The sequence below is a fragment of the Lamprobacter sp. genome, from assembly GCF_034860625.1.
Lineage (GTDB): Bacteria > Pseudomonadota > Gammaproteobacteria > Chromatiales > Chromatiaceae > Lamprobacter.
This window is the reverse complement of sequence record NZ_JAYESN010000326.1, coordinates 1-2,719: the sequence shown is the minus strand read 5'-3', so window position 1 is coordinate 2,719 and position 2,719 is coordinate 1. Positions and strand designations below refer to the sequence as shown.

General features: G+C 65.2%; 1 protein-coding gene. It reads right to left on the bottom strand.

Annotation, left to right across the window (positions count from 1 at the left end):
* The coding region (gene brxC / locus VBE63_RS26950) for a BREX system P-loop protein BrxC (protein WP_323686077.1) at positions 1-2,719 on the bottom strand (2,719 nt) is incomplete at both ends.

Genomic DNA, 2,719 nt, shown 5'->3' with positions numbered 1-2,719 from the left:
CCCAGGCCGGACGTTGATGGGTGTAGAAGTTACGCAGCTCGTGGAGGTCGTCGGCGAGGTCGAGCAGGTCGTTCTTGCCGGCCAGGAACCGCTCGATCAGCGCGACCGTTTCCTGCTCGGCTGCCAGCGGCTTGATCACACCGAGCGCGTCGGCGATGGTCTCTTTGCCGGGATACTGACCGGTGCTGGCCAGGGTCTGATACTCACTGAGGTCGCTCATCCAGCCGGCCAGCTGCGCGCGCAGAAAGGCATCCAGCGCCTCTTCACCATCCGGGGCCAATGTGCTGAACAGATCCTTGCACAGTTGCCGCGCATTCTGCAGTTGGCCGCTGTCGACGCTCTTGCGCTTGACCAGGCTGACCTTGCGCCATTTGCTCGGTGAGATCAGCGCGTCGTAGGCCTTCTCGATGCCGAGCGTATCGCCGTCGAGCACCAGGCTGATGTCGCCCCGGCGCAGCAGGCGGGCGATCAGCAGGATGACCTCCCATTCCGGCCAGCCGTAGGGACGTCGCCCGAAGCGCTCCTGCACCAGGGCCTCGAGGACGATCTGGCGATTGGCGCCGGCCATCAGCTCGATGGTCTGGGTGAGTTCCTGGATCGCCTGTTGATTGCCCTGCCCCGCCTCCAGCGAAAACCCGAGGTCATCGACATCGGTGGCGCTGAGCACCGCCTTGATCTCGGCCTGGGGGTTGGCGGAGAGCCGGCTCAGATAGCCGAGCTTGTTAAAGCTGTTGCGCACCAGATAGTTGAGTCCGTCGGCGATCACCTGCGCGGCGCTGTGGGCCTTGGTCGGCACCGGCTGACCGGCGGCGTAGAGCGTGGCCTCCTGGCAGTGGGTCTCGAGCAGGCGCAGCAGTCGGGCGCGGCGCTCGCGGTTCTCTTCCTGGCGCTCACGCAGGATGCGCAGCGTGGTGTGGGAGGCGGTGCCGTCGTTCTTGCGGCCGACATACTTATCCGTCTGGATCAGGGTGCGGATCTCGCGCGCCAAGGTCTTGTCGTCGGCGAGCTTGAGGATCAGCGCCCCACCCTCGGCGCTGCTGTTGAGGATGCAGCGGGTCTCGTCGTAGAGGCCATAGTCGTCGGCCAGCGGGGTGATCACCGAGAGCACCAGGTCGCCATCGGTGCGGTTGCCGTGCGGGTGCAGGTCGCACAACCGGGTGAGGCCAAAGTCCTTGTGGTTGTCCGGGAAGCGGTGCTTGCGCAGGCCCTTGAGCACGTCCTCGAACAGCAGCTCGGCAAGCAGCTTGGTCTCCTCGGCGGAGCTGAGTTCGACGTCCTTGATCTCGCGGCTGATGTCGCGCTCTTCGTTGGTGAGGAAGAAGAAGTCCTCGCCGTTGCGCCCGATCAGGGTCTCGCGCTCGAGGCGCTGCAGGCTAGCCTCGATCTGCTGACGCAGCGCCAGGCGGTCGGCATCGATGCGGTCGACGAACAGGGTCACCAGGTTGTCGACGTTGCCGCGGATCTCGTCGACGTAACGGATCAGGAACAGGGTCTTGAGGACCAGGGTGTCGAACGGATCGAGCTTGGCGTTGCGCGCGGCGTTGTCGATGGTGGACTTGACCACGCCCTCGAGGAAGCTCTCGATGGCCGGATAGAAGCGGTACAGCGGCACTAGCACGCCGACCTCGTTGTCGCCGAGCTGGGTGGCGGCGGACTGGAAGGCATCGAGCATCGAGCGCTCGCCGCGCGCCAGATGCAGGCCGGTAACGCCGTGGCGGCGGATGGCCTCGAACACCTTCTGCACCAACTGGAACTGATAGGGCGCGAACGGGTAGACCGCGGCGAAGTCCGGCGCGTCGGCGAACGGCTTGAAGCTCATGCCGACGTTGCTGAAGCTGAGCTGGTTCTTGAGGATGTCGGCACTCTCGGCATAGACCTGGGTCAGCGCCGCCTGAGCCGGCTCGGTCTTGGCCAGCAGGCGCTTCTGGATCACCTCGTCGACGTTGCCGCTGGAGAGCGAGAGCCGGGTCTTGAAGCGACCCTGGATCTTGGAGAAGTCATTGGCCTTGGCAGCGCGCACCTCGCCGAGGATGGCGTCGATGTCCTCTTGCGAGGTGACCACCACCCAGGCGCGCCCGCCGCAGGCGGTACCAAGGTTCTCGGTGATGGTCTGCAGGCTCAGCATCAGGTGGGTGTCCTGACCGATGAATTGGCCGATCTCGTCGACCAGGAAGACGATGCGGCGGTTGCGGCTGCGATGGGAGCCGCTATTCGGGCTGCCATGGGGGCTGCCATCCGCGCTGCGGCGAGGGACGCCAACAGCCGGCAGCGGTTGATCCAGATAGTCGCGCACCCAGCCGGCGAAGTTCTCGACGCTGAGCAGCGAATCGAAGTCGGCCTCAGCGCGCTCCAGCCAGGCGCGGGCACCCTCGGGACTCTTGCCCAGCGCGTCCGACAGCGCCTGGACGATCTCATCCTGATAGAAGCTGTAGCCATCGCGCTCGGCCTCCCAGTCGACGCCGGCGACGGCGTGGAAGGCGGTCTTGAAGGCGTCAAGCTGGCCTTGCTGATCAAGCCGGCGCTCGATATCAGCCAGGTGCGGATAGTCACCGCTGTAGCCGAGCTTCTCGTTGAAGACCTTCAGGAACACCCGCAGGATCGCATCGCGCCCACTGCTGGAGTCGGCCTTGCTGTCGATGTTGAACAGGATGACATCGGTATCCGTGCTCACCGCACGCTTGATGTCGCCCGCCAGCATCGCGTCCTGGATCTTGCCGTC